General features: G+C 72.2%; 15 protein-coding genes. 13 read left to right on the top strand and 2 right to left on the bottom strand.

Annotation, left to right across the window (positions count from 1 at the left end):
- Positions 1–27: 27 nt before the first annotated feature.
- Positions 28–1,173 carry an MBL fold metallo-hydrolase gene (locus tag D7223_RS18010; RefSeq protein WP_120729550.1) on the top strand — a complete coding sequence of 382 codons (1,146 nt, stop codon included), beginning with the start codon at positions 28–30 and terminating at the stop codon, positions 1,171–1,173.
- An 18-nt stretch (positions 1,174–1,191) separates the two neighbouring features.
- On the opposite strand, the gene D7223_RS18005 is transcribed toward D7223_RS18010, so the two are convergent.
- The gene (locus tag D7223_RS18005) at positions 1,192–2,703 is read right to left on the bottom strand and encodes a deoxyguanosinetriphosphate triphosphohydrolase family protein (RefSeq protein ID WP_120729606.1); all 1,512 of its coding nucleotides are present in this window, start codon (positions 2,701–2,703) and stop codon (positions 1,192–1,194) included.
- A gap of 63 nt (positions 2,704–2,766) precedes the next feature.
- Here D7223_RS18005 and D7223_RS18000 point away from each other — a divergent pair, with 63 nt between their 5' ends.
- Entirely contained in the window at positions 2,767–5,202 is a 2,436-nt protein-coding gene (locus tag D7223_RS18000; protein WP_120729549.1) for a Tex family protein, read from the top strand.
- A gap of 175 nt (positions 5,203–5,377) precedes the next feature.
- A complete protein-coding gene (locus D7223_RS17995; protein WP_120729548.1) occupies positions 5,378–5,806 on the top strand; it encodes a hypothetical protein in 429 nt (142 codons plus the stop codon).
- Between the two features lie 22 nt (positions 5,807–5,828).
- Here D7223_RS17995 and D7223_RS17990 read toward each other — a convergent pair whose 3' ends face one another.
- The gene (locus tag D7223_RS17990) at positions 5,829–6,155 is read right to left on the bottom strand and encodes a hypothetical protein (protein ID WP_120729547.1); all 327 of its coding nucleotides are present in this window, start codon (positions 6,153–6,155) and stop codon (positions 5,829–5,831) included.
- A 277-nt stretch (positions 6,156–6,432) separates the two neighbouring features.
- On the opposite strand from D7223_RS17990, the gene D7223_RS17985 reads away from it, so the two are divergent.
- The 10 genes from D7223_RS17985 (at position 6,433) to D7223_RS17940 (ending at position 21,853) form a co-directional block, all read left to right on the top strand.
- A complete protein-coding gene (locus tag D7223_RS17985) occupies positions 6,433–7,641 on the top strand; it encodes a DegT/DnrJ/EryC1/StrS family aminotransferase (RefSeq protein WP_238162099.1) in 1,209 nt (402 codons plus the stop codon).
- A gap of 58 nt (positions 7,642–7,699) precedes the next feature.
- Positions 7,700–8,893, top strand: a complete 1,194-nt coding sequence (locus tag D7223_RS17980; protein ID WP_120729545.1) for a glycosyltransferase family 4 protein — start codon at positions 7,700–7,702, stop codon at positions 8,891–8,893.
- 117 nt (positions 8,894–9,010) lie between these two features.
- Positions 9,011–10,879 carry a nucleoside-diphosphate sugar epimerase/dehydratase gene (locus D7223_RS17975; protein ID WP_120729544.1) on the top strand — a complete coding sequence of 623 codons (1,869 nt, stop codon included), beginning with the start codon at positions 9,011–9,013 and terminating at the stop codon, positions 10,877–10,879.
- A 98-nt stretch (positions 10,880–10,977) separates the two neighbouring features.
- Positions 10,978–11,661: a sugar transferase gene (locus tag D7223_RS17970; RefSeq protein WP_272948711.1), complete on the top strand. Its 684-nt coding sequence runs from the start codon at positions 10,978–10,980 to the stop codon at positions 11,659–11,661.
- A gap of 173 nt (positions 11,662–11,834) precedes the next feature.
- The gene (locus tag D7223_RS17965; RefSeq protein WP_120729543.1) at positions 11,835–12,476 is read left to right on the top strand and encodes a NeuD/PglB/VioB family sugar acetyltransferase; all 642 of its coding nucleotides are present in this window, start codon (positions 11,835–11,837) and stop codon (positions 12,474–12,476) included.
- Positions 12,473–15,295: an O-antigen ligase family protein gene (locus tag D7223_RS17960; RefSeq protein ID WP_120729542.1), complete on the top strand. Its 2,823-nt coding sequence runs from the start codon at positions 12,473–12,475 to the stop codon at positions 15,293–15,295. Before D7223_RS17965 ends, D7223_RS17960 begins: the two co-directional genes overlap by 4 nt.
- Complete coding sequence (locus tag D7223_RS17955; protein ID WP_120729541.1) at positions 15,292–16,491, top strand: glycosyltransferase family 4 protein; 1,200 nt, start codon at positions 15,292–15,294, stop codon at positions 16,489–16,491. Before D7223_RS17960 ends, D7223_RS17955 begins: the two co-directional genes overlap by 4 nt.
- Complete coding sequence (locus D7223_RS17950; RefSeq protein WP_120729540.1) at positions 16,488–17,402, top strand: D-glucuronyl C5-epimerase family protein; 915 nt, start codon at positions 16,488–16,490, stop codon at positions 17,400–17,402. The genes D7223_RS17955 and D7223_RS17950 overlap by 4 nt, the downstream gene beginning before the upstream one ends.
- Entirely contained in the window at positions 17,395–18,687 is a 1,293-nt protein-coding gene (locus D7223_RS17945) for a glycosyltransferase family 4 protein (RefSeq protein WP_120729539.1), read from the top strand. The genes D7223_RS17950 and D7223_RS17945 overlap by 8 nt, the downstream gene beginning before the upstream one ends.
- Before the next feature lie 58 nt (positions 18,688–18,745).
- Positions 18,746–21,853 (top strand): M14 family metallopeptidase, encoded by a 3,108-nt coding sequence (locus tag D7223_RS17940; protein WP_120729538.1) that lies wholly within the window; start codon positions 18,746–18,748, stop codon positions 21,851–21,853.
- Positions 21,854–21,906: the final 53 nt, after the last annotated feature.

Raw genomic sequence — 21,906 nt, 5'->3', positions numbered from 1 at the left:
CGTCGGGACTCGGGCGGAGGGACGACGATGACGGCACCGGAAAGCGCGGACCTGGAACGGTCGCTCGGGCGGCGGATGCGTGGGGCGGCCGGCCTGGCCGCGCTCGCCGGACTGGCCTGGGTGGCGCGGGACGTGCCGCTGGCCCTCGGCGGCCGGCTCGCCGGGGGGCGGGCCGAGCGGGCCGCGCGCTCCCCGCAGTTCCGGGACGGCACCTTCCGCAACCCGGCCAGCAGCCGCTCGATGGCCGGCGCCCCGGACCGGAACCTGGTCCGCGAGCTGATCTTCGGCAAGCAGAAGCGCCGGCCCACCGCCCCGGTGCCGCTGGTCCGCCCGCCGGCCCCACCGGTGGCCGCCGACCCGCACCACGAGCTGAACATCGTCTGGTACGGGCACGCCTCCGCACTGGTCGAGATCGAGGGGCACGCCGTGCTGGTCGACCCGGTGTGGAGCCAGCGGTGCTCCCCGTCGGCGCTGGTCGGGCCGAGGCGGCTGCACGAACCGCCGGTACGCCTCGACGAACTGCCCCCGCTGACCGCGATCCTGATCTCCCACGACCACTACGACCACCTCGACCTGCCCACCGTCCGGGAACTGACCGCCCGGCAGTCCGCGCCGTTCGTGGTGCCGCTGGGCGTGGGCGCGCACCTGGACCGGTGGGGCGTACCGGCCGACCGGATCATCGAGCTGGACTGGTCGGAGCGGCACGAGGTCGACGGTCTCACCCTGATCGCCACCCCGGCGCAGCACTTCTCCGGTCGGGGCCTGCGCCGCGACGGCACGCTCTGGAGCTCGTGGGTGATCGCCGGCACGCACCGGAAGGTCTTCTACACCGGTGACTCCGGCTACTTCGCCGGGTACGCCGACATCGGCGCCGAGCACGGCCCGTTCGACGCGACGCTGGTGCAGATCGGCGCGTACGACCGGGCCTGGCCGAGCATCCACATGTTCCCCGAGGAGGCGGTGTCCGCCCACCTGGACCTGCGCGGTGGGCTGCTGATCCCGGTGCACTGGGCGACGTTCAACCTGGCCCTGCACGACTGGTCGGAGCCGGTGGACCGGATCTGGGCCGAGGCGAAGGCCCGGGACGTGCGGCTGGCGGTGCCCCGGCCCGGCGAGCGGGTGGTGGTGGACGACCCGCCGGCGGTGGACGGCTGGTGGCAGGGCGTCGCCTGACGCCTGGACGCAAACGCCCTACAGCACGAACGCGTCGGTCCACAGTGCGCCGGAGCGGCCCGACAACGCGTCCAGCATCGCCACCGCCTGACCGTCGGTGAGCTGCGCGACGAAGTCGATGATCGCCCGGCCACGGGCCTTGGCGACCCGATCGGGCGTACGCGGGTGCAGCTCCGCCTCGGCCAGCTCGACCAGGTCGTGCAGGCGTCGGGGCAGCCGGGACTCCTCGGTCGGGTCGAGCAGCCACTCCCACAGCGACTCGACCAGGGTGCCCAGCAACTGCGCCTGCCCCCGCTGGTGCAGGGCCAGGTCCGGCCGGGCCAGCACGAACCGGTGGTGCACGAACTTCAACACCTGCACCTCGTGCCACTGCAACGGGGCGAGCAGCACGTGCCCGGACCGGACCCCGGGATCCTCGACCACGGCGATCGCGTCGACGAACCGGGTGGTCCAGCGCGCGGAGAAACGGGCCACGTACTGCTCGGCCTCGATCGAGCCGTCGAACGGCAGCGCGAGCAGCCCCTCCACCAGCTCCTCGCGGACGTGCTCGACGGCGGCGGCGAACGCGTCGTCGTCGGCGATCCAGCCGTCCTTGCGGTGCAGTTGCCGGCGCAGCCGCTCGATCGCCGCTCCGGGCCGCCGGGCGGCACCGGCCAGCGCCGGTCCGGTGATCGCCCGGAAGTGCCCGCTCTCCCGCTGCCACGCGGTCAGCTCGGCGGCCACCGCGCCCTGCTGGAGCACCCCGACGCGGTAGAAGTCCTCCACGTCGTGGATGGCGTACGCGACGTCGTCGGCGGTGTCCATCACCGACGCCTCGACGGTCTGCTGCCAGTCGGCGATCCGCCCGACGAACGGCTCCCGGGCCTGCCGCAGGTCGTCCACCTCGGTGCGGTACGCCCCGAACTTGAGCGACCCGCTGTCCGGCTCGTCCGGCGGCGGGGTGGCGCCGCGCGGCGCCGGGTCCAGCAGGCGGGGGTGCGGGTCCGGGTGGTCCAGCCGGGTCCACGGGTACTTCAGCAGGGCCGCCCGGACCGCCGCGGTCAGGTCCAGCCCGGTGGTCGCGGCGCCCCGGATCTCGGTGGAGGTGACGATCCGGTACGACTGCGCGTTGCCCTCGAAACCGTCGGCGAGACCCAGCCGGTGCCGGGCCAGCCGGTCCAGCACCCGCTCGCCGAGGTGCCCGAACGGCGGGTGCCCGAGGTCGTGGGCGAGCGCGGCGGCCTCCACCACGTCCGGGTCGCAGCCGCCCAGCTTCGCCAGCAGGTCGCGGTGCGCCGGATCGGCGGTGAGCCGCTCGGCGATGGCGCGGGCCACCTGGGCGACCTTGAGGCTGTGGGTGAGCCGGTTGTGCACCAGCAGGCCGGAGCCGCCCGGGCTGACCACCTGGGTGACCCCGTTCAGCCGGGCGAAGAACGGCGAGCCGACGATCCGGTCCCGGTCGGCCCGGAACGGACTCACGGCAAGGTCACCGAGGGCGCGGGCGCTGCCGCCGAACAGCCGCCGCGCCCGGGGGTCCGCAGGTGGTTCCATGATCGCCACGCTAGCGCGGCAGAATGCAGTGCGGAAACCACTCCCCGAAGGCGGATCGACATCGTGACCCTCTCTGTTCATCAGCGGATCGCCGAGGAGCTCGGCGTCGCCGAGCGCCAGGTACGCGCGGCCGTGGACCTGCTCGACGGCGGCGCCACCGTGCCGTTCATCGCGCGGTACCGCAAGGAGGCCACCGGCCTGCTCGACGACACCCAGCTGCGCACCCTGGAGGAGCGGCTGCGCTACCTGCGCGAGCTGGACGAGCGGCGAGCCGCGGTGCTGGAGTCGATCCGCGGTCAGGGCAAGCTCGACGAGGCGCTGGAAGCGCAGATCATGGCCGCCGACTCGAAGTCCCGCCTGGAGGACATCTACCTGCCGTACAAGCCCAAGCGGCGCACCCGGGCGCAGATCGCCCGCGAGGCCGGCCTGGAGCCGCTGGCGGAGTCGCTGCTGGCCGACCCGACGCAGGACCCGAGGACGGCCGCCGCCGGGTTCGTCGACGCCGAGAAGGGCGTCGCGGACGCCGCCGCCGCGCTGGACGGCGCCCGCGCCATCCTCGTCGAGCGGTTCGCCGAGGACGCCGACCTGATCGGCACGCTGCGCGAGCAGATGTGGTCGCGGGGCCGGCTGGTGTCCCGGGTACGGGAGGGACAGGAGACCGCCGGGGCCAAGTTCGCCGACTACTTCGACTTCGCCGAGCCGTACCCGAAGCTGCCCTCGCACCGCATCCTGGCCATGTTCCGGGGGGAGAAGGAGGGCGTGCTCGACCTGACCATGGAGCCCGAGGAGGCCGGCGAGGCCGACGCGGTGCCGACCGGGCCGAGCCGTTACGAGGCCGTCGTCGCCGGCCGGTTCGGCGTCACCGACCGCGGGCGGCCCGCGGACCGCTGGCTGGCCGACACGGTGCGCTGGGCCTGGCGTACCCGGATCCTCATCCACCTCGGCGCGGACCTGCGGATGCGGCTGTGGCAGGCCGCCGAGGAGGAGGCCGTCCGGGTCTTCGCCACCAACCTGCGGGACCTGCTGCTGGCCGCCCCGGCCGGCGCCCGGCCGACGATGGGGCTGGATCCGGGCCTGCGTACCGGCGTGAAGGTGGCCGTGGTCGACGCCACCGGCAAGGTGGTGGCCACCGACACCATCTATCCGCACGAGCCGCGCCGGCAGTGGGACGCCTCGATCGACACCCTGGCGAAGCTGGCCGGCGCGCACGGCGTCGAGCTGATCGCGATCGGCAACGGCACCGCCAGCCGGGAGACCGACAAGCTCGCCGGCGACCTGATCAGACGGCACCCGGAGCTGCCGCTGACCAAGGTCGTGGTGTCCGAGGCCGGCGCGTCGGTCTACTCCGCCTCCGCGTACGCGTCCCAGGAACTGCCCGGCCTGGACGTCTCGCTGCGCGGCGCGGTCTCCATCGCCCGGCGTCTCCAGGACCCCCTGGCCGAGCTGGTGAAGATCGACCCCCGCTCCATCGGCGTCGGGCAGTACCAGCACGACCTGTCCGAGGTGAAGCTGTCCCGCTCGCTGGACGCGGTGGTCGAGGACTGCGTCAACGCGGTCGGCGTGGACGTGAACACCGCCTCCGCGCCGCTGCTCACCCGGGTCTCCGGCATCGGCGCCGGCCTGGCCGAGAACATCGTGCTGCACCGGGACGCCAACGGGCCGTTCCGCAGCCGCACGCAGCTGAAGAAGGTGGCCCGGCTCGGCCCGAAGGCGTTCGAGCAGTGCGCCGGCTTCCTGCGCATTCCCGGCGGCGACGACCCGCTGGACTCCTCCAGCGTGCACCCCGAGGCGTACCCGGTGGTGCGGCGGATCCTCGCCAGCACCGGCCAGGACCTGCGCGCGGTCATCGGAAAGTCGGCGATCCTGCGCGGGCTGCGCGCCGCCGACTTCGTCGACGACACGTTCGGCCTGCCCACCGTCACCGATATCCTCGCCGAGCTGGAGAAGCCGGGCCGGGACCCGCGCCCGGAGTTCCGTACCGCGACGTTCGCCGACGGGGTGGAGAAGATCGGCGACCTCACCCCCGGCATGGTCCTGGAGGGCGTGGTCACCAACGTGGCGGCGTTCGGCGCCTTCGTCGACGTCGGGGTGCACCAGGACGGGCTGGTGCACGTGTCGGCGATGTCCCGGACCTTCGTCAAGGACCCCCGCGAGGTGGTGAAGTCCGGTGACGTGGTGCGGGTCAAGGTGCTCGACGTGGACGTACCCCGCAAGCGGATCTCGCTGACCCTGCGCCTGGAGGACGACGCGGACGCCGGGCGCGGCGGGGCGCAGGGCGGCGGCCGTCGCGGCGGGCCGGGCAGCGCCGCACCGGGTGCCGGTGACCGTGACCGTGACCGTAATCGTGCCGGGCAGGGCGGTGGCGGCCGCGACGGCCGCAGTGGCGCGCCGCAGCGGCAGGGACAGGGGCAGCAGCAACGGCAGGGGCGCGGTGGCGGCGGGCCGGCACCGGCCAACGACGCCATGGCCGAGGCGCTACGCCGCGCCGGCCTGGCCTGAGGAAGGACCGACGCCGGTACGGGGGCCGGGCGCTGTCGAGCTGATGTCGCTGACGCATCGCGCCGAGTGATGTCGCGAACGATTCAGCTCGACAGCCTCGGTGACCACGCCACCCGCCGGAAGGGGCCACTCGCCGCGCCACCGGCGGGCGCGGTCGTCGCGTACCGTCGGGGTCGTGGCATCCGACGACGGCCCGGACTGGCGGGAGCGGCAACGGCGCGCGGTGTCGGCGCACGCGGCGGCCGACGAACGACGCCGGGCCGCCGAGCAGGCCGAGGCGGCGGAGCTGGTGGCCCGGTTCGTCGCGGAGGCGGTCCGGCGCGGGCTGCCGACCACCCGGCTGACCGCCCGCTCCTACGACGGGCGGAGCCGGTACCGGACCGCGCTGCGCGGTTGGTACGTGGACCGGGTGCGGAGCCGTGCCGTCGACACCGACGGCCGGTTCCACCTGCTCACCGTGCCCGGTGGCCTGCGAGCCCGACTGTTCGGGGCCGACCCGCAGCCCAGCCCACCGCCGCTGGTCGTCGGCGCGGGCGGACGCGACGGCGAGTCGATCCCGTTGGAGGTCCTGCTCGCCCGGCGGCTCGACGGCGGCGGTTCCTGACGCCGGTCAGCGCGCGGCCGGGTCACGTCGGGTCACGTACGCCCGAGCCGGCGGCCTCGTGCCACACCCCGTACGCGACGGCGACCGCGACGGTCGCGGCGGCCGGCACGGTGGTCACGGAGATAAGCACCAGGTAGCTGCCGGACAGCACGGTCTGCTCACCGGTCTCGGCGGCGATCTCGTCCCGGGCCGCCGCGTCCTCGCCGTGCCCCGGGGCGTCGTGGGCGGCCTTCCGGGCGGCCGACGAGAGGTCAGCTCGACGTCGTCCGCGGAGATCCCGCCGCGCCTCACCCCCGAGGTCCTGGAGCTGACCCAGCAGACGGTTGGCGTCTCGAGGACCACGTCGCACAGGATCAGGTCGTCCCCGGGCTGGCGGGCCGCGCCGGGCACGACCACCAGGTGGGCCACTCCCGGGTCGTCGGCGAGCAGGTCGGCCACCGCGTCCGACGAACTCCTCGGCTCAGGGGATGTCCAAAACAGCCCATCAGACGTTATGGCAATTGAAAGGACTTAAAACGACGTGTGGGCCGTTTGAACCAGGGAGATCTTTTGATGAGTCTTCGTCCCGTTCGGGTGTTGGGGCCACGCCGCGGCGAGGGCCGCCCCCGACTCCGGTGGGCGACGCGGTGACCGCGCGGATCCATCTCTCCCCACCCGACGTCGGGCCGCTGGAGGAGTCCTTCGTGATCGCCGCGGTCCGGTCTGGCTGGATCGCGCCGCTCGGGCCCGAGGTGGACGCCTTCGAGCAGGAGACGGCCGCCCGCGTCGACCGGGCGTACGGGCTGGCGACCAACTCCGGCACGGCGGCGCTGCACCTGTCGTTGCTCGCCCTCGGAATCGGCCCCGGCGACCGGGTGGTCGTTCCGACGCTGACCTTCGCGGCCACCGCCAACGCCGTGGTCTACACCGGTGCCGAGCCCGTCTTCGTCGACTGCGAGGCGGGGACAGGGAATCTCGACGTGCCGTTGGTGGCCGATCTCCTACGCCGGCACGACATCGAGGGCCGGCAGGTAGCGGCCGTGGTCCCGGTGGACATGTTCGGAAGCTGCGTCGACTACGACGCCCTGCTGCCGATCTGCGAGCAGGCCGGAGTGCCGGTCGTCGAGGATGCCGCGGAGGCGCTCGGTGCGACCCGTGGAGCACGGCCGGCAGGCACCTTCGGCCAGGCCAGCGCGTTCTCCTTCAACGGCAACAAGATCCTGACCACGTCGGGGGGCGGGATGCTGCTCTCCGACGACGGGGACCTGATCGCCCACGCCCGCTATCTGGCCACTCAGGCGCGACAGCCGGTCGCACACTACGAGCACACGGACATCGGCTACAACTACCGGCTCAGCAACCTGCTCGCCGCGGTCGGCCGGGCCCAGTTGCGGCGGCTGGACTCGATGATCGAGCGCCGGCGGGCGCACCGGTCCCGATACGCGGAGCTCTTCGCCAACGTCCCGGGCGTGCGCCTGCTCGCAGCCGAGGACGGCGGCGCCAACTGCTGGCTGACAACGGTGGTCGTCGACGCCGGGCAGGCCGGCTGGCACGCCGCGGACCTCGGTGCTCATCTCGCCGCGGCGGACATCGAGACCCGGCCGGTATGGAAGCCGATGCACCTGCAACCCGTCTTCGCGGGTGCCCGCGCCGTGCTGACCGGTGCCGCGCAGACGCTCTTCGAGAACGGCCTGACCCTGCCGAGCGGCTCGGCGATGACCGCGGACCAGGTGGACCGGGTGTGCGGCCGGATTCGCGACTTCCTCCGCCACCGCCCCTCGACCCGCCTCGAGGTTCCGGAGCCCGGACGGCGGCACGACCCCGAGCCCGCCTCGGCGGCAGTCCCGGCCCTCTGACCAACCCCCGCGCGTTCCGTCTTCCCGTTCCTCGCTCCCTCGGACCCGGAGGTCTGTCATGGGTGCCTCGCGCACTCCCCCGCGGCGGGTGGTCGTCCTGAACCACTACGCCAAACCGCTGTCGCACGCCGGCGGCACCCGCCACGTCGAGCTGTTCAGCCGGCTCCGCGACTGGGACTGGTTGATCGTGTCCGCGGCCTGGGACCACTTCAGCCACACCGAACTGGCCGTCGACGACGCGCACTTCGTCACCGTGCCGGTGACCGACTACACGGGAAACGACCACCGGCGGGTGCTGAGTTGGCTCACCTACTGCCGGAACGCACTCCGCGCCGTCCGACGCCAGCCGCGTCCCGACGTCGTCTACGCGTCCTCCCCGCACATCCTCGCGCCGGTGGCCGGCTGGTTGCTGGCCAGGCGACACCGTGCCCGGTTCGTCCTGGAGATCCGGGACCTGTGGCCGGAGGCCATGGTGAGTACGGGATATCTGCGCCGGGGCTCCCTCACGTACCGGCTGCTGCGAATGCTCGAACTATGGCTGTACCGGCGAGCGGACCGGATCGTCATCGTCGCCCGCGGGTGGCGTGACTACTTCGCTGCTGCCGGCGTGCCGGCGGAGAAGCTGGAGTGGGTGAGCAACAGCGCGGAGCCCGAGGACTTCGCCCTTCGCCCCGACCTGTACCGGCCACTGCGGCAACGGATCGCGGTCCAGGGCAAGCTCCTCGTGTTCGCCGGGTCCCACGGACCGATCAACGGACTCGACCGGCTCCTGGACGCCGCAGCGCAGGTACCGGAGCACACCTTCGTGTTCATCGGTGACGGGCTGGACAAGCCGCGCCTGATGTCGCGTGCGGCGGCCGAGGGGCTGGGAAACGTCCACTTCCTGGACCGGGTCCCGAAGCGGGAGTTGCAGGGCATCCTCGGCGACGCCGACATCGGGATCCACGTGCTCGCGCACAGCCCGGTCTACGACCTGGGCGCGAGTCCGAACAAGCTCTACGACTACCTCGCCGCAGGACTACCGGTGGTCAACAACTGCCCGGGCGAACCGGAGGACGTTCTCCGTGCGGCCGACGCCGGCGTGACCGTCGACACCGCCCACCTCGTCGCCGGCCTGCGGGCGCTCACGGACCTCGACGAGGCGAAGCTCGTCGCGATGGGGCAGCGCGGCCGGCGGTACATCCAGGACCACCGCTCCCGGACGGTCATGGCCGAGAGGTTGCAGCGCCTGTTCGACGGGATCGTCCGGTAACAACGGACAGTCTATCCGAATTACGTGAAACATGCCCTTTGGAGCAGTTTGAGCGATTAGAACTGGTTAGAGAGCCGGCCTCGGTCACCTCGACAACCCCAGTACAAGGAGTCTTGGATGTCGCTCAGCGCAGCCACGCCCGTCCAGTCAGCCACCCCGGCCGAGCAGCGCCGCCCCGGACGTGCCTCCGTCAACCTCGTCGCGGCTGACGCCGCAGCGTGGATCCTCGGCGTGACAGCCGCCGCGTGGACCCGGTACGAGTTCGCACTCACCCCCGACCGCATCGCCCGAGCGGTCGGAGTCGGCCTCGCCCTGGCAGTCGCGCACCAGGCCCTCTGCTGGGTGCGCCGGAACCGGTGGGGCCGGTACCCGACGGGCAGCATCGAGGAGGCGCGGGCACTGGCCGTCACCGCCGGCTGCGCCGCTCTCGCGGGCACGCTCGTGGACCTCGCCCTCCCGTCCCGGTTCGTCCCGGCCAGCACGCCGGTGGTCGGGGCAGCCATCGCATTGCTGTGGATGCTGACGGCGCGCTGGGTGCAGCGACACCGCCACGACCGGACGCTGCGGCCCGACGCACGGACCGCCACCCCGGTTCTGCTCTTCGGGCTCGGCGAGGCGGGACAGTCGTTGCTGCGGGCGATGCTCAGCGACCCGCGGGGCCGCTACCTGCCCGTGGGGCTCCTCGACGACGACCCGAGGAAGCACGACCTGCAGATCATGGGCGTACGCATGCTGGGCAACCGATACGACATCGCCGCCGCCGTCCGGCGGACCGAGGCGCGGGCGGTGATCTTCTCGGTGGCCAACGCCGACGCGGAGCAGATCCGTCAGATCCGCGAGTTGACCATTCCCACGGGCGCGGAGTTCAAGGTGCTGCCACCGATGCGCGAACTGGTCGACCACCGCATCGCCGTTACCGATGTGCGCAGTCCGGACATCGCCGACCTGCTGGGCCGGCGGCACGTCGTCGCCGATCTGGCGACCGACGGCGGGCTCACCGGTCAGCGGGTGCTGGTCACCGGCGCGGGCGGGTCGATCGGCTCCGAGCTGTGCCGGCAGATCATGCGCGCGGATCCGGGTGAGCTGATGATGCTCGACCGGGACGAGTCCGCACTGCACGCGCTGCAACTCTCGCTGAACGGCCGGGCGCTGCTGGACGGGCCGGACCTGATCCTCGCCGACCTTCGCGATGACGAGGGCCTACGACGGATCATCCGGGAGCGCCGGCCCGACGTCATCTTCCACGCCGCCGCGCTCAAGCACCTGCCGCTGCTCCAGCGGCATCCCGGCGAGGCGATCAAGACCAACATCTGGGGCACCCAGTCCGTCCTCGACGCGTGCCGCGACGTCGCCAAGTTCGTCAACATCTCCACCGACAAGGCCGCGGACCCGGTGAGTGTGCTCGGCTACTCCAAGCGCATCACCGAACGTCTGACCGCGCACGCCGCACAGTCCTACCCGGGAACCTTCCTGAGTGTCCGGTTCGGCAACGTGCTGAGCAGCCGGGGTTCGGTCGTCACCGCGTTCCGTGCCCAGATCGACGCCGGCCTGCCGATCACCGTCACCCACCCGGACGTCACGCGGTACCTGATGACCGTCCAGGAGGCCGTCCACCTCGTCCTGCAGGCCGCCGCGATCGGCCGCGACGGCGAGGCGCTGGTGCTCGACATGGGAGAGCCGGTCCGCATCGACGACCTCGCCCGCCAACTCGCCGCCCAGTCGCCCGGCCCGGCACGGATCATCTACACCGGACTGCGACCCGGCGAGAAGCTGCACGAGGACCTGCTCGGACGCGACGAGGTCGACAGCCGGCCTCTGCACCCGCTGATCTCGCACGTGGCGGTCCCCGCGCTGGACCCGATCGAGACCGCCGCTCTCGACCCGTACGACGACCCGGACAAGATCATCGAACGGCTGGCCTGGCTCTGCGGCCAGACCGCCGGCCTGCCGGCAGGCCGCGAGGCGGAGGCCGTCTCGACACGGTAGATGTCGGCGACACCCCGGTCACACCGTCGCCGGGACGGACCGGAAGGTCCGCCCGGCGACTCCCGACCGAACAGAACCAGCATCGAAAGGTAGCGGCGGTGACATCGTCCACTGTGCTCCGGGGTCCACGACGCCACCGTGGCCTCGTCCGGTACGAACGGCGGAAACGAATCTTCGACCTGGTCGCCGCGTCCCTGCTGGCAATCCTGCTGGCGCCGGTGGCGGCAGTGGTCGCGGTGCTGGTCGCCCTCCGACTTGGCCGGCCGGTACTGTTCCGCCAGGCACGGCCCGGGCGCCACGGACGACCCTTCGTGATGATCAAGTTCCGGACCATGCACACCGAGGAATCCGCCAGCGGTCCGGCCGGCGACCGCCACCGGTTGACCCGGTTCGGCCTCTGGCTGCGCTCCACCAGCCTGGACGAGCTGCCCTCATTGTGGAACGTGATCCGGGGCGAGATGAGCCTGGTGGGTCCCCGCCCGCTACTGCTCGGCTACCTCGGTCGTTACACCCCGGAGCAGGCCCGGCGCCACGAGGTGCGGCCTGGGATCACCGGCCTGGCCCAGGTGAACGGCCGGAACGCTCTTGACTGGGAGGAGAGGTTCTCCTACGACACCTGGTACGTCGACAACCGCAGTCTTCGCCTGGACCTGCGAATCCTCCTGGCGACCGCCCGCACCGTCGTCGCCCGCCGCGGGATCGCCGCCCCCGGAACCCCGACGGCCCACGAGTTCCACGGAACGGCCGGACCGTCCCGGCAGGTGGCGGACCTCTCCCGCTGACGGCCACCCGCACGTCCCACGTCCACTTCTGTACCGGAACACGCGTTCCCTACGGACCGGAGAAAGCCATCGATGACCAGACACGTCCACCGGCGGGTGAACCGCTGTGCCCCGCGGCCGGGCGCCGTCGTCGAGGGCCGGTCACCACGGCTCCACCCGAAGGGAATTCCGGCATGACGGTCGACGTCGTGATCGTGGGCTGCGGTGGCCACGGACGTGAGGTGCTGACCATCGTCCAGGCGATGACCGACGCCGGTCGTGGAGCAGCACGGGTACGTGGCTTCGTCGACGACCGGCCCTCCGAGCGCAACCTGAAGCTGCTCCAGCGCGCGGACGTGCCGTACCTCGGCCGCGTCGACTGGCTCCGCGCCGCGCCGGTGGACACCCACGTGCTGATCGGCGTGGGCCACCCGATCGTCCGTCAGGAGCTCGGCCGGCGGATCGACGCGCACGGCCTACCGGCGTTCAGCGCCGTCCACCCCGACGCGACGGTCGGCCCCGACGTGGTGCACGGCGAGGGACTGGTCGTCTTCGCCGGTGCCCGGGTGACCACGAACGTCACGCTCGGTCGGCACGTACACCTCAACCAGAACTGCACCGTCGGCCACGACACCGTGGTCGGCGACTTCGTGTCGGTCAACCCGCTCGCGGCGGTCTCCGGCGACTGTCGGCTGGAGACGGCGGCTCTCGTGGGTACCTGCGCCTCGGTGCTGCAGGGGCGGCAGGTCGGCGCCGGTGCCACGGTGGGGGCGAGCGCGTGCGTGGTACACGACGTGCCCCCCGGCGTGGTGGTCAAGGGAGTGCCCGCCAGGTGAACGCCGCCCACGTCGACGCTCTCGCCCGCCCCACCCGGACGGCCCCGGCCGCAGGTCCCGATCTGGGGCAGGATCCGAGCGCGCCAGGACCGGCCGGCCAGGCGGGCGCGCACCGGCACCGGAGGACGTCCAACAGGTCACTGGTCTCCGCGACGGCCGGCACCGCCGGCACCCGGGTGGGGACGCTGCTGGTCAGCCTCGTGGCCGGTGTGCTCGCCGCCCGGGCCCTGGGACCACACGGCCGAGGCCTGCTCGCCGTGGCGATAGCGTCGTCGGCGGTGTTCGGCACGATGTTCGCGGTCGGTCTCGACACCGCGAACCTCCGGTTGGCCGGCCGGTCGCCGCAGATGCACCGGTACGCGGCCCGGACCAGCGTCCGCTACGCGCTCCCGGCCGGCGCAGGTGCCGCCGCGCTGTGGGCACTGGCGGGACACCTGGGCGGCGCCCCGCTGCGCCTGGGGCTCGACCAGGCCACCTTCCTGCTGGCCCTCGCACTCTGCCCGATCGTCCTGCTCGCCACGCTGCTCGGCGCGGCGGAGATCGGCCGGGGTCGGGCCTCGACGTACAACCTCACGACCATCGGGTCGGTCCTGATCTATCTCGGTGGTCTTGCCGCTCTGGTCGCGCTGGACCGGGCGACTCCGGCGACCGTGCTGGGTGCCTACCTCGGCGGACAGCTCACGGGGGTCGCGGTCCTGATGCGGCAGCTCACGGGCGGCCGGGGCCTGGAGCCGCCCGCTCCCGCGGCGCGGCGGGAGTACTGGTCGTCGGCGCGGCGCGGCTTCGCGCCCAACCTGGCGCACTTCGGCATGGTGCGCCTGCAGGTTCCGGTGATCCAGGTGCTGGTCGGTGCGACCGCCGTCGGCGTGTACTCCGTGGCTCTCGCCCTCGCCGAGACCCTGCTGATCGTGCCGATCGCGTTGAGCCTGATCCTGGTGCCCACGGTGGCCAACGGACACGCCGACTGGCACCAGGTGGCCCGGTTGGCCGTACGGTCCTCCGCCGTCACGGTGCTGGTCGCCGTCGCCCTGGCCGGGGCCGGCAGCTACCTGGTCCCGGCCCTGTACGGCGAGAGCTTCGCACCGGCCGTGCCCGTGCTCTGGGCCCTGCTGCCGGGGCTCGTGGTCTTCGCAGCGGCACGGGTCGCGCAGAGCTACCTGACGGCGACCGACCGCCCCGCCGGAACCCTCGTGGCGGCCGTCGCGGCCTCGGTCGCCGGTCTCGGCACCATGCTGGTCCTGGTGCCGGAGTGGGGCGAGGTCGGCGCCGGCATCGCCGCTTCCGCCGGGTTCTGCGTGTACGCGGTCGTCATCGCGACGGTGTTCCTACGCCTGCGACCGGGCCGACGGTCACCGGCGACAACGGTTCGGCTCGAACCCACGGGGGTCTCCACCATGACGACAGCAACGACCACCGACGCCGCTACCGGCCGTCGCACGCCGGACAGGGCGGAACCTCCTCCTGTTCGGGTACACCGCCCGCGATCTCCGCATCCGGGGCATGATCCCGCCGGCTGGTTGCTCCTCGCCGTCGCGGCCGTGGCAGGCGGCGTCCTCGCCGGGGTCGCGGTTCCCACGGCGGCGGGACTTCCGATTTCCGCCCCGCAACTCGTTCTGGCCGTCGTGGTCACCGCCGTGGCGACGGCCGTACCGGGCGCGGGGCTCTACGGACTGGCCCTGCTGGGGCCGGTCAGCCAGGTCCCGGGCCTGACACTGCCCGTCATGCCCTCGATGGTCCTGCTCGCGGTGTGCTGCCTGACGGGGACCGTGCTGCGACGGAGCGTCCAACCCCGGGGCCGTACCGCGACACTGCTCGCCGCGGCGTTGGTGATGTGGTTGCTGATCAGTGCCAGCGTGGTCAATTCCGGCAACAGCGTGACGCGAGCGGTGGCGGTGGTGGCGGTGGTCGCCGTGCCACTGACGGTTCTTCCGCTGGTCACTCCCACGGGAGCCGCCGGTGGGCGGATGGCCGTCGCGTTCGCGTACGCCGCAGCCGGCGTCAGCGTCGTACACGTCCTGGCCGCCCTTCGCGACGGCCCGGGAGCGGGCGAAGCCTCCACGGTGAACCACAACGTGTGGGGGGCCCTGCTGGTGGTCGCCCTCGCCGTGCTGCTCGCCCGGCTGGCAGGCGGCGGACGAGGGCCGGTACGCGCCCTGACGGTCACCGCGACGGCGGTCGTGATCGCGTCCATCGGCTTTTCCTACAGTAGGTCCGCCTATCTCGGGGCGCTGGCGGTACTGCTCTTCTTCGCACTGCGCCGACCGGTGCGCAGCGTCGTGTGGGCCGGCTGCATGGCCGGCGTCGCGATGACGGTCGGGCTGACCAGCGCGCTCCTACCGGCGACCATCACCGAGCGGATCAGCGACACGACGAGCGGCGAGACGCTGGACCTGTCCTCCTCGGTCCGGCTCGACCTCTGGTCGGCGGCGCTACGGATGGCCGTCGACCATCCGGTCCTGGGCGTCGGCTACCTGAACTTCAACACCCACCTGCCGGAGTACTTCGTACCGACGAAGACCAACGCCCACGACTACGGAGGCGTCGACTGGGGCCTTCTGGCGCATCCGCACAACCAGTACCTGATGGTCCTCGCCGAGGTCGGGCTCATCGGTGCGCTGCTGGCCGGCGTGCTGCTGGCGATCGTCGTCCGGTCCGTCTGGCGCGGTTACCGGGCCCAAGCCCACTGGACGGCCGAAGCGGCGCTGCTCGCCATCGTCGGTGTCGGCGTCACCGCGCTGACCGGCGAGCCGCTGCTGGCCCCCGCGGTCCTCATCCCGTTCGTGCTGCTGATCAGCACCGCTACCCGGAGATCACCATGACGACATCCGAGCGGACCCCCGACGGTCGGCCACTGCGCATCCTCCAGGTGACCACCACACCCACCGGTGGTGACTGGTTCCTCGACCAGGTGACCGGGCTGCGACAGCGGGGGCACGAGGTGCAGGCGGTGGTTCCGAGCGAGGGCCCGCTGACCACCCGGCTCCGGGCGGCGCGGATCCCGACCGAGATCGTGCCTCTCGCCGGCTGGCACCCGCACAAGCTCCCCCGGGTCGCCGCCGCGGAGCTGCGGCTGGTGCGGCTCATCCGACGGTTCCGCCCCGACGTGGTGCACGCGCACCTGCTCAAGGCGAACGTCGCCTGTCGCCTGGCCAGCCTGCTCGCTGGACGTCCCCTCCACGTCAACCAGGTCACCGGGATCAACCACCTGCACAGTCCGGTACTCCGACGCATCGACCTGGCTACCCTCTCCCGCGCCGACGTGCTGATCGCCAGTTGCCGGGCGTTCGCCGACCGCTACCGGGGATTCGGGGCGCGGTCGGTCACGGTCAGCTACTACGGCTGCGACGTGCACCGTCTTGACCCCACCACGTCGGGCGAGCCCTTCCGCGCCGAGTTCGGCCTGGCGGCGGGCACGCCGACGGTGGGGATGGTGGCCCACATGTACCCCAGCCGGATCCGCGCGTTCCGCGACGTGGGGGTGAAGGGACACGAAGTCCTCATCGACGCGGTTCCGGAGCTGCTGCGCCGGGTCCCGGACGCGCACGTCTTCGTGGTGGGCGACCAACTCGCCGGCGACGGCGGGTACCGACGGTCGTTGGAGGAGCGCACGCACCGACTCGGTGTCGACCACCGGGTCCACTTCACCGGTCACCGCTCCGACATCCAGCAGGTACTCGCGGGCATGGACGTACTGGTGAACCCGTCGCTGGAGGAGTCGGCGTGCTACGCGATGGTGGAGGCCCTGTTGATGGAGAAGGCAGCGGTGGCGAGCAACGTCGGTGGCCTGCCCGACACCGTTCAGCACGGGGAGACGGGGTTGCTCGTCCCACCGGGAGATCCACAGGCGCTCGCGGACGCGGTGGCCGACCTGCTGTCCGATCCCCGTCGCCGCACCGAGATGGGCAGGCTGGGCCGAACACGGTGCCTCGCCCGGTTCGACATCGCCCGCACGGTCGAGGAGGTGGAGAGCGTCTACCGTGACGCGCTCGCGAAGCGGTCGGGGACGCGCTGGTGAGCGGCCTGCGTACGCTGGTCGCGAGCGGCCTGCGTGATCTCCAGGTCCGCGAGTACCCGATCGCGCCGGAGGCCCGGCCCGACGGCCGCGGCCCCTACCCCCTCTTCTGGGACCAGCTGCCCCACGGCACCCGTCTCGATGGCACCGGAGTCGTCATGGCGGCCCGGCCCGGCGGCGGCTGGTATCCCAACCCGGTCTCCATGTGCCTCTACGCCCTCGGCCGCCACAACCGGGTGATCCCTGCGCGGAACGTCGGGCAACAGGCGAACGGGCCGCTGCTGACGCAGGCGGTGTGGCTGCGCGCGCACCAGGATGCCGAGGGTGGCTGGCGCTACCCGGTGCGGGCTTCGCGGTACGGCGTCGAACCCGGCTGGTACTCCGGTATGGCCCAGGGCATGGCCGCGTCGGTCCTGCTGCGGGCGTACGACCTGACGGGTGAGCAGTCCTACCTGGACGCCGCGGACGGCGCGGTCGACCTGCTGCTACGGCCGGTGCGCGAAGGCGGTTGCTCGCACTACGACGCCTCCGGCCGGCCTTTCCTGGAGGAGTGTCCGACCGAGGCCGGAAACCACATCCTGAACGGTGCGGTGTTCGCACTGTTCGGCCTGATCGAGCACCAGCATCGTCGCGGCGGCGACGCGCACGCCGCCGCCCAGGAACGGCTCGCCGACGAGCTGGACCGGTTCGATCTCGGCTACTGGTCCCGCTACGACCTGCTGTGGCCCTGGCCGGCCTCGGTGAACTACCACGCGCTGCACGTGTCCCTGCTCGCGGCAGCCGGGCAACTGACCGGACTGTCGGCCTTCACCAGGATGTCCCTCCGTTGGCAGCGGCAGTTACGGGACCCTCGACACCGGCTGCGGGCCCGACTGGTCAAGGCGACCGGCATCTGGCGGCACCACCGTGACTGAGCGGGCGGAACGGTCGGACACCGACATGCTGGTCCTGCTCGGCGCGGCCCAGTCGGTGCACGTCCGTCGGTGGGCGAGCGCACTCGCCGCGCGCGGCCATCGGGTCGTGGTGACCAGCTGGCTGCCGGCGGAGCCGCTCGCGCACGTCGAGATCCGGACCCCGGAGCCGGTCGTGGGCGCCCGGGCCGGCCGGACGTCCCGCGCCGGTCGGGTTCTGCGGATGCTGTCCACGGCCCGTTGGCTGCGCCGCGAGATCCGGCGGGTCCGGCCCGACGTCGTGCATGTGCACTCGGTGGGCCGCGCGGGGCTGTTGTCCCTCGCGCTTCCACGACATGCCGTCCGGGTCGTCACTCCGTGGGGCAGCGACCTCCGCTTCGCCGCTCGTTCGCGGCTGCGCGGCTGGGTCGCCTCAGCGGTACTCCGCCGCGCCGACCTGGTCGTGCCGACCTCGCGGTCGGTCACCCGCGAGGTGACCGACCGGTACCGGATTCCGGCGCACCGCGCCACGACGGTCTCGTGGGGGGTGGACGACGACTTCCTCTGCCTGCGGGACACCATCGATCGGAGGGCTGTCCGCGCCGAGCTGGGCGTACCCGTGGACGGCAGAGTGATCATCTCGATGCGGGGCGCCGGCCAGGTGTACCGCACGGACGACATCGTCCGCGCCTTCCGGACCGTCGCGCCGGACTGTCCTGATCTGCACCTGATCGTGCTGGCCGGGCACGAGCCGGCGGACGGTGCCGCAGCCGGGGCGCGCGCCGACTGCCTGGAGCGGGTGAGGACGGTGGGCCGGGAACTGCCCGAGCGGCTCACCCTCGTCGAAAGGACCCTGCCGCCGGCGGACGTGTTCCGGTTGATGCGCGCCTCCGACCTCGCCGTCTCGATACCGAGGTGGGACCAGCGCAGTTCCGCGGTGCTGGAGGCGGCTCTCGCCGGCTGTCGCCTGCTCCTGGCGGACCTTCCGGCGTACCACGAACTACTCGCGGACGGGCTCGTCGCGGAGCTGGTGACCGAGCCGGTCGCCGACCACCTACCCGGGATGTTCCGGGCCGCCGCACCGTTGCCGCCCGCCGAGCAGCTCCACAATCGGCACTTCATCGAGACTTCGGAGCTGTGGTCACGTCAGGTGGAGGTCATGCGCGAGCTGTACCGGCGGGTGTCGGGCCCGCCCGGTCCGCGCCGTCGGGATTCCGAGTCGTCGGATCCCACGCCGGCCACCGACCGATCCGACGGTTCCGGACGCCGTGCGTACGGAAAGCAAGGACACCGAGACAGCAGGCATTGACATCTCTCACCGCCCCCGACAGGCTCGCGGCACAGGTCCTTCCACACCAGGAGGCGCGATGAGGCGCACACGGCTGGCTATCGCCGGCGTGTTCACTCTGGTCGGCGCGTTGACGCTGACCACACCGGCGAGCGCACGGCCGCCGTCCGACCCGGCCGGCCGTGACGGGCTGGAGGTGTACGTCGGCACTGTCGACGCCGAGCAGCGGGAGAAGCTGCGCGCGGCCGGCGTCGACCTCGGCCACGACCACCAGGAGGTCGACCAGACCGGCAACACCCGGATCGAGACGGTGCTCAGCACCCGCCAGGCACAACGGTTGGCGAGCCAGGGCGTCAAGCTCGACGTCAAGAAGGTCGACGGCAAAGCCGCCTCGCAGGCCCTGCGCGAGCAGTCCGCGGCCGGCTGGTCGTCGTTCCGCTCGTACAGCGAGCCCGGCGGCATCCGCGACGAGATCACCGCCACCGCGGCGCGTTTCCCGAAGCTGACCAAGGTGCAGACGATCGGCCGGACCCACCAGGGCAAGCCGATCCTCGCGATCAAGGTCACCAAGGACGCGAAGAAGGTCCGCGACGGCAAGCGGCCGGCGGTGCTCTACGCCAGCACCCAGCACGCCCGTGAGTGGATCACCCCGGAGATGACCCGGCGGCTGCTGCACCACATGCTCGACAACTACGGCAAGGATCGGGAGATCACTCGCCTGGTGGACACCACCGAGCTGTGGTTCCTGCCGGTGGCCAACCCGGACGGCTACGACCACACCTTCACCCCGGGCAACCGGTTGTGGCGCAAGAACCTGCGGGACAACGACGGCGACGGACAGATCACCACCGCCGACGGCGTCGACCTCAACCGCAACTTCGCCTACAAGTGGGGGTACGACAACGAGGGCTCCTCGCCGGACCCGAACAGCGACACCTACCGCGGGCCGGGGCCGAACTCGGAGCCGGAGACGAAGGCACTGGACCAGCTCTTCAAGCGGGTCGGCTTCGAGTTCCTGGTCAACTACCACTCGGCGGCGCAGCTGATCCTCTACGGCGTCGGCTGGCAGGTGGCCACCCCGACCCCGGACGACGTGATCTACGAGGCGATGGTCGGTGACGACGCCAACCCGGCGGTGCCCGGCTACGACCCGGACATCTCCGCCGAGCTGTACACCACCAACGGCGACACGGACACGCACGCCACGATCCGCTACGGCACTCTCGGCTTCACCCCGGAGATGTCGACCTGCCAGGCGGCGTCGGCGTCCGATCCGGACGACGAGTGGCTGCCCGAGGACTGCGTCAGCGGGTTCATCTTCCCCGACGACGAGGAGCTGATCGCGGCCGAGGTCGCGAAGAACCTGCCGTTCGCGCTCGCGGTGGCGAAGTCCGCGCACGACCCGGACGACCCGGTCTCGGTGGTCGGCCGCAGCACCCCCGACTTCGTGGTCGACGCGTTCGACACGTCGTACGGGCGCGACCAGCAGGTCGCCGCGGTCACCCGGCGAGCGCTGAAGAACGTCCGGATGCACTGGACGGTCAACGGTGGACGGCCGAAGACGGTCAAGGTCACCGAGTGGCAGGGCGGCGAGCGGTACGGCGACACCCACGACGACTACTACGCCGAGCTGCGCGGGAAGGTGACCGGGGCGCGACCGGGCGACCGGGTCGAGGTCTGGTTCACCGGGAAGAAGCCCGGTCGGGGCGTGGTGGCCAGTGACCACTTCACCTACCGGGTGCACGACGACATCGGCGCCGACGTACTGGTGCTCGCCGCCGAGGACGTCACCGGCCTCAGCCCGGCCCAGGACGTCACCACGGCGAAATACGCCGACGAGATGACCGCCGCGCTGACCGCCGCCGGACGGACCAGCGACGTGTACGACATGGACGCGATGGGTCGGAAGGCCCCGCACCCGCTGGGGGTGTTGTCGCACTACGACGCGGTGGTGTGGGAGACCGGCGACGACGTGATCCCGCGCGCGCAGGGCCAGGTGCCCGGCACCGTCGCCCGGTCGGCGCTGGAGACCGAACTGGCCGTCCGCGACTACCTCAACGAGGGCGGCAAGCTGCTGGTCAGCGGCAAGTACGCGCTCTTCGCGCAGGCCGCCAACGGCGCGTACGCGTACCAGCCGAACGGACCGGCGGAGTGCACCGACGCCGACGACGCGACCTGCCTGCCGCTGCTGAACGACTTCCAGCAGTACTGGCTGGGGGCGTACACGTACGTCAGCGACGGCGGCACCGGCGAGGACGGTCCGTACCCGGTCAAGGGCTCGGACGGAGCGTTCACCGGCTTCGAGGGCACGCTGAACGCGCCCGGCTCGGCGCAGAACCAGGACCACACCGCGTCGTTCCTGACCACGTCGAGCTTCCTGCCCCGCGACCAGTTCCCGCAGTTCGCCAGCTCCGCGCCGGTGGACTGGGTACGCCCGGGTTCGGCGCCGTTCGACCCGCGCACCGGTGACTGGTACCTGTGGAGCGGGCAGGCCGACGAGTCGTACAAGCGGCTCACCCGCACCGTGGACCTGACCGGGGCCACCAGCGGGCAACTGCGCTTCGCCGCCTCGTACGACATCGAGCCGAACTGGGACTTCCTGATCGTCGAGGCGCACGAGGTGGGCAGCGACTCCTGGACCACCCTGCCGGACGCCAACGGGCACACCGGCCGGGAGACCGGGGAGAGCTGCGCGTCCGGGTGGGTGGAGACGCTGCACCCGTTCCTGGGTCGCTACGTCGGCGAGGACTGCTCGCCCACCGGCACCACCGGTGAGTGGCACGCCGCGACCGGGGCGTCCAACGGGTGGCAGGAGTTCGAGATCGACCTTTCGGCGTACGCCGGCAAGCAGGTCGAGGTGTCGATCTCGTACGTCTCGGACTGGGGCACCCAGGGTCTGGGGGTCTTCCTGGACGACGCCAGGGTGATCGTCGACGGCGCGACCGTCACGGAGACCTCGTTCGAGACGGCCGATCTGGGTGGCTGGACGGTGGCCGGCCCGCCGGCCGGCTCGGCGGGCAACGCGACCGACTGGTCGCGCAGCCAGCAGGCGTTCGAGGAGGGCGCCGCGGTGGTCACCGCGGACACCGTCTATCTCGGCTTCGGCCTGGAAGGGCTGGCCCCGGCGGCCCGGGACGACCTGGTCGCCCGGTCGCTGGCCCACCTGACCGGTCAACGACGCCCCTGACGTACGCCCGGGTGCGCCGGCGGTCCCGCGGGACCGCCGGCGCACCTGCCGTT

The sequence above is a fragment of the Micromonospora endolithica genome (assembly GCF_003626595.1).
GTDB classification, from domain to species: domain Bacteria; phylum Actinomycetota; class Actinomycetes; order Mycobacteriales; family Micromonosporaceae; genus Micromonospora; species Micromonospora endolithica.
The sequence above is the reverse complement of the archived record's forward strand: the minus strand, read 5'-3'. Positions and strand labels throughout refer to the sequence as shown.